6 protein-coding genes and 1 rRNA gene are annotated in these 6745 nt (G+C 38.0%); all 7 read right to left on the bottom strand.

From position 1 onward, the window contains the following. Positions 1-100, bottom strand: a 16S ribosomal RNA gene (locus KQI21_RS04490); the annotation flags it as partial. Positions 101-1094: 994 nt separating this feature from the next. Continuing rightward, the gene (gene lysS / locus KQI21_RS04485) at positions 1095-2579 is read right to left on the bottom strand and encodes a lysine--tRNA ligase (RefSeq protein ID WP_216482841.1); all 1485 of its coding nucleotides are present in this window, start codon (positions 2577-2579) and stop codon (positions 1095-1097) included. 361 nt (positions 2580-2940) lie between these two features. Beyond that, entirely contained in the window at positions 2941-3930 is a 990-nt protein-coding gene (dusB, locus tag KQI21_RS04480; protein WP_216482838.1) for a tRNA dihydrouridine synthase DusB, read from the bottom strand. Between the two features lie 19 nt (positions 3931-3949). Continuing rightward, a complete protein-coding gene (locus KQI21_RS04475) occupies positions 3950-4177 on the bottom strand; it encodes a helix-turn-helix domain-containing protein (protein WP_216482837.1) in 228 nt (75 codons plus the stop codon). Continuing rightward, positions 4147-4665, bottom strand: coding sequence for a 2-amino-4-hydroxy-6-hydroxymethyldihydropteridine diphosphokinase (gene folK / locus KQI21_RS04470; RefSeq protein WP_216482836.1), 519 nt, complete (start codon positions 4663-4665; stop codon positions 4147-4149). The genes KQI21_RS04475 and folK overlap by 31 nt, the downstream gene beginning before the upstream one ends. Next, positions 4662-5027 (bottom strand): dihydroneopterin aldolase, encoded by a 366-nt coding sequence (gene folB, locus KQI21_RS04465; protein ID WP_216482835.1) that lies wholly within the window; start codon positions 5025-5027, stop codon positions 4662-4664. Before folB ends, folK begins: the two co-directional genes overlap by 4 nt. A 4-nt stretch (positions 5028-5031) precedes the next feature. After that, positions 5032-5874: a dihydropteroate synthase gene (gene folP, locus KQI21_RS04460; protein WP_373687624.1), complete on the bottom strand. Its 843-nt coding sequence runs from the start codon at positions 5872-5874 to the stop codon at positions 5032-5034. Positions 5875-6745: the final 871 nt, after the last annotated feature.

The raw sequence follows: 6745 nt of genomic DNA, 5'->3' as shown, positions 1-6745 counted from the left end.
GTCACCCCCGAAGGGGATCTGCTTGCTTCCCGCGCTCGACTTGCATGTATTAGGCACGCCGCCAGCGTTCGTCCTGAGCCAAGATCAAACTCTCCAAAAAAGTTTGTAATGAAAAACAACGTTCTTCATTATTTCTTAGCTTCTCTCAAGATCTATCTTGAGTTATTTCTTAGAAAAACAGAGACTGCTTTTCTTGACATACTGGTTGTTTTGTTCAGTTTTCAAAGAGCAAATATTGGTAACCGTCTTTTGTGACAGCAACTTTTTTATTGTACCATTTTGAAAAACGTTTGTCAAACAATTTTTATTTGACAATTTGTTAATCAAATTGGCGACTCTATTAATATACCACGCTGACCGATAGAAGTCAATACTTTTTAATAATTTTTTTAATCGATCATTTTTATTTAAGTTGTTGCTTACTCAAGCAACGATAATTAATTTACCATGTTTACACCTTGAAATCAAGACTTTTTTAATGAAAGTTAATTTTTAGTGTTTATATAATTCAATATTTTATTCAAACTAGAGCTAAAATCTTTGAAATCTGCATATAGTCAGTAAGAATTGATTAATAAAGTGAATCTTCAATCAGTGGTGTTTCCTTTTATCCTCAACTGATTGTTAGTACCGCAAGGGTATGACCTAAAGGCCTCTGACAGAATCGGACATTTGACCTGCAGTTGGATCCTTCACTATCCTCCTAGGGTTCACCTCGTAGCACTAAAGCATACTGCTTAAAAAGACCTCCTATTTTAACTGAAAACTACTTTGTTATAGTGTATGTAGCTAGATCCCCAATCTTGGCGCAGATTTAGACATTAAAATTATTTACTACATTAATTTAACTTCGTATTATTCATTCCTATGTACGATGAATTGATTTTTTGAACACCTCTTTAAAAACGCCTTGCTCAGCCTCGACAAGCAATGGAGCTCCGACGAGGAGGTTGCCCACGCCACAGGAAAAATGAAGTAATCCCGAGGAGCTAGGTGTTAGAGCTGGGTGTGGATGAACAAATTTTACAGTTTCCTAAACAATTAAAAAACAAAGGGACGTTTATCGTCTCCTTTGTCTTAAAATGGTACACCGTTTATTTATTTTTCATTTGCGGGAACAACAACACATCACGAATGGAAGCAGAATTCGTTAGGAGCATGACAAGCCGGTCGACTCCTATACCTAATCCGCCAGTTGGTGGCATACCATATTCCAATGCCTCTATGAAATCCGTATCCATATAATGTGCTTCATCGTTTCCAGCTGCTCGTTCCTTAACCTGAGCTTCAAATCGTTCTCTCTGATCGATTGGGTCATTTAATTCACTAAACGCATTTGCATGTTCCCGTCCAACAATAAACAATTCAAAACGATCGGTAAAGCGCTCATCATCTTTGTTTTTCTTTGCAAGCGGAGAAATTTCTACTGGATGACCATAAATAAATGTCGGTTGAATAAGCTCTTCTTCCACCAATTGCTCAAAAAATTCATTTACAATATGGCCATATGTCATCGTTTCCTTAATTTCCACATCATGCTCTTTAGCAAGCGCTCGTGCATCTTCATCCGTCATCTCTTGCCAAAAATCTACTCCGGTTTTTTCTTTTACCGCATCAACCATATGCTTTCTCGTCCATTTTGGAGCTAAATCTATTTCGTAATCTCCATACGCTATCATAGTAGTACCTAACACTTCTTTAGCGACATGAGATATTAACTTTTCGGTTAATATCATAATGTCTTGGTAATCTGCATATGCCTGATACAACTCGATCATCGTGAATTCTGGGTTATGTCTTGTGGATACACCTTCGTTACGAAACACTCTTCCAATTTCATATACCTTTTCTATGCCGCCAACAATTAACCGTTTCAAATGCAGCTCAATAGCTATTCGCATATATAATGGAATATCTAAAGCGTTATGATGCGTTATAAATGGCCTTGCAGTTGCTCCCCCAGGTATTCCGTGCAGCATCGGAGTTTCTACTTCTAAGAAACCTTGTCCATCTAAATAGCGACGCATTGTTTGAATAATTTTACTCCTTAAAACAAAGGTTTCCTTACTTTCCATATTCATAATTAAATCTAAGTAGCGTTGACGATAGCGTTGTTCGATGTCTTTTAATCCATGATATTTCTCCGGTAATGGGCGCAATGCCTTGGTCAACAGCCGAAAATCATTAACTTTAACAGATAACTCGCCTACCTTTGTTTTAAACATGGTCCCTTTGACACCGACGATATCTCCCAAATCAATTGTTTTAAAAATCTCATATGCTGCTTCTCCTACCGCATCTTTACGCACATACAATTGAATTTGACCGCTAACATCTTGAATATGGGCAAAACCAGCCTTCCCTTTTCCACGCTTTGTCATGATTCGTCCGGCAATAGTTACTTCTTCTTCCTTACCTTCTAATTCCTCTTTCGTATAGCGATCGTATAAATCTTTTAACTCACTTGCAACATGCGTCCGTGTAAACTTTTCACCAAAAGGATCTATTCCTTGCGACTGTAATTGTTCTAATTTTTCTCTACGAACCCGCATATGTTCATTTAATTCCTCTGACACCATGATCACTCCAGTTCTTTTCTCATTAGGTAGTATAGCTGATTTACCCTCATCTTTCATGTATCAACTGTATAGAAAACAATAAAAGAGCCGTCACCATTAAAATAATACATACTAACTCGGTAACCCTGGAAAAAGCCTTATACCACATAGATTGCTTTCACTTTAAACTTATAATGTGCAACAACAAAGCTCCATCATTATTTCAATTAAAAATCACTGACACTAGAATTGAATGGTAAAAATCTGCCAGCAGAACTAACAGATTTAAACCTTTCACTCCCTTAAAGAGTATGAAATATTTTTTTAGTTATCCTTATGCAATATAGAAACTTCATGTTCACAACAGATTAAGCACCTTCGATTAAGAAGCTTTTGGATCTTGCTCTAATTCATGAGCATACGTATATAAAATATTGAGTAATCCATCTCGAGTATCTACATCATTTATTTTTCGCCTTACTCTGCCATTACCACGTAACCCTTTCAAATACCAAGCTGCATGTTTACGCATTTCCATAATTGCTATTTTTTCACCCTTCATATGAATCAGTCGATCCATATGAAGCGCACAAACATCTATTTTTTCCTTTGGAGTAGGGTCACTAATTAAATCACCAGTCTCTAAATACTTCACTGTTTGATAAATGATCCATGGATTTCCTAGAGCAGCCCGGCCAATCATGACTGCATCGACACCGGTCTCATCTAGGCGTTGCTTTGCAATTTGCGGACTATCAACATCACCATTTCCAATAACCGGGATCGAGACTGCTTCCTTAACTTGTTTTATAATATTCCAATCAGCTACTCCCTCGTACAGCTGTTTCCTTGTTCTACCATGAACAGCTATTGCCTTTGCCCCCGCTTCTTGAATAGCTTTTGCATTATCCACCGCATAAATATGATTCTCATCCCAACCACTACGCATTTTTACTGTCACTGGCTTTTCTACTTCACGCACAACAGCAGATACCATTTCATAAATCTTGTCTGGTTCAAGCAGCCAACGGGCACCCGCATCACATTTGGTGATTTTTGGAACAGGGCAGCCCATATTGATATCAATAATAGAAGCGTTTGTATTTCGATCAACAAAAGAAGCGGCTTTAACTAGCGTATCTTTTTCCCCTCCAAAAATTTGTAAACTCATCGGCATTTCTTCTTCATCAATATAGAGCATGTCCATGGTTTTATCGTTTTTATTAACAATTCCTTTATCACTTACCATTTCTGCAGTAACAAGGCCTGCACCAAATTCCTTTACCGTTAAACGAAAAGCGTAATTACTTACACCAGCCATAGGTGCCAGCACAACTCGATTTGGAACCGTAATATCGCCGATTCGAAACATGATGATACCCCTCCTTTTCTTAATCGCTTTCGCCGTCATTTTTGTCGTATAATATAAGCTCTTCCTTCGATATATCTAGGGCAGCTATTATCTTGTCCAAAAGGTCCTCGGAAACGGGCTTAGAACCCCGTTCCATTCTCCCTAAAACAGATAACGGTATTTCCAATTCTTTGGCAAATTCAACTTGGGTATATCCCTTTAATTTACGAAATGCTTTTATTCTTCGACCGATTCTTTTTTGGTCCATATTTCTACATCCTTTATGTCATTTCCTGATAGTTCTTTTATTGCATCAACAACATGTTTATTTTCCATAGTTAAAGGTAACACCGTATTCGGTGCAATCTCATTTAATGGAATTAGCACAAATGCACGCTCATGCATTCGTGGATGTGGAATCGTTAAACGTTCCATCTTTATATTTTCTTGATTATACAATAAAATGTCAAGGTCTATCGTACGTGGGCCAAATCGAATAGTTCGCTTTCTGCCTAATTCCTTTTCTATTTGTTGACAGTAGTCTAATAACTCTATCGGCGTACAATCTGTTTCTGCCTGAATAACCATATTTAAGAAGTCAGCTTGATTTGTATATCCTACAGGAGCTGTTTCATAAATAGATGATTGCTTGAGGATAGATATTTTCTTATGCTCTTGAAGGCGTTGTAATGCTTCTTGTAAATGGTTAAATCGTGGCTCAATATTCGTTCCTAAAGCGATATAAACTTTATTCATTGTGATTTCTCCCTATATATTTCTACTGCCACGGATTGATAATGACCTGGAATCGGCGGGTCTGGTTTAATAAGCTTAATATTACAAGCTTGTAATAAGCTAAAGGTAGATAAGAGCTTATCTGCAATATTTTCGGCAACTGCCTCTAATAAATTCTTGGCTTCCCCTTCTACTACTTCTTTAATACATTGATAGGCGTATCCATAATGAATAGAATGATTCATATCATCACTTTTGCCAGCCTTAGCTAAATCCAGATATAGAATCGCATCAACTTGAAAACGTTGCCCTAGCTTATTCTCTTCAGGAAGCAGCCCATGAAACCCATAAAATTGCAATTGTTGCAAATAAATTTTATCCACTAAATTACCTTCTTTCCACATGCAACATAGCATCCATCATTTTAGCTAGCTGAACATTTGTCTTTACATCATGAACCCGAAAAATTTGTGCTCCCTTCATAATTCCCATGCAAGTTGTTGCTCCTGTTCCTATATCTCTCTGTTCAGCCGGTACATCCAAAATATGTCCAATGAATCGTTTCCTTGACGTAGCTAATAGTAATGGATATCCTAGCTGCTGAAATTCTTCTAACCGATTCATCACAACTAAATTATCCTCCATCGTTTTGGCAAAGCCAATACCGGGATCTATGAGGATATTTTCACGTGAAACACCTGCGCTCAATGCAATATCAATACTTGCTTTTAAATCGGACAGCATATCGGCTATTAAATTTTTATATTTCCTATCTTTCTGGTTATGCATTAAAATAATTGGTGCTTGATGATCCCTTGCAACCTCTGCTATTTCCGGCTCACGCTTTGCTCCCCATATATCGTTAATAATGTCTGCTCCTGCCTCCAGAGCAGCTTGAGCTGTTTTGGCTTTATACGTATCGATCGATATTGGAATCGTAACTTTATCCTTGATAGCTTCAATCACAGGAATCACTCGCGCTATTTCCTCTTCCTGAGAAACAGGCTGATGATTTGGTCGGGTCGATTCGCCACCAATATCAATAATATCTGCTCCATCTTTTTCTAATTTCATGGCCTGTTCTACCGCTTTTTCAACCGTATTATAGTGGCCGCCATCAGAAAAAGAATCAGGAGTTACATTTAAAATTCCCATAATATGTGTACGATCGGTTAAATCATAGGTTTTCTTTTTAGTTGTTAACCGCATCTCCACCAGTCCTTCTTTCATCTTTATTCTTTCTTATGGTAACATAGAATTTTTTTGTAAGCGACCTTGTTTACTATATTCACACAAAGCAGCAGAACAGATTATCTTTCAGCCCCAACCTACCTTTAGAAATGGTTATATAAGAACAAAATGCTTAAGGCAGGTTAGCGATGTACAAACTAGAGAACTGCTGACGAGATAAAGTGAATCTTCTATCATCGTTAAATGAACAGAATCGGACATTTGACTTGCAACTGGATCCTCCACTTATCCTCCTAGGGTTCACCTCTTAGCATGGAAGGGCAGGTTTTACTGTCAGTTACATGCGGGATAAAGTGAAACTTCATTCCGTGGAATGCTTTTCTCCTTGAAAAAATCGCGATGTATCGCTATCCTGGTTGTTTCTTGTCTTTAAAAAAGAAGTACGCTTTTTCTGCGTGATGCCTATTCAAGCAGTCTGTCTAGTCCTTGAAAAGGAAATCACTTTTCTGCGTGCGATGTATCGCTGGTCGTAGTCCTTCTTGTCCTTAAGAAACCGCGATGTATTGCTACCCGCAGCTTCCCTGTCCCCTCGCCCCGAGCGATATGGGAATTTAGGAGCCGTTTCTCTCATAAAGATCGGAAAAAATAAGCAGATTTTTCCAAATGTGATAGATACAGATCCTTACATTCCCCTGCAACAGGCGTATGCCGAGATTGGACGGCAAGCCCGCTTTTAGTCGGTCTTCCTTTAGATTCGATCCAATGTTAACTTTATCGTAGAAAAAAAGCAAAGTTTCCTTGAGCTCCATTGCTTAAGTTAGACAAAGCTACTTCTCAAACCAATTATCCACCTCTACTATATAGAAGCGGATATAAATCACTAGACTAACATAAAAACCAGTACCGTTGT

The sequence above is a fragment of the Virgibacillus proomii genome (assembly GCF_018916875.1).
In the GTDB taxonomy this organism is placed as follows: Bacteria; Bacillota; Bacilli; order Bacillales; family Amphibacillaceae; genus Virgibacillus; species Virgibacillus proomii_B.
Note: the sequence above shows the minus strand (reverse complement) of the source record. Positions and strands in the feature narration are given on the sequence as shown.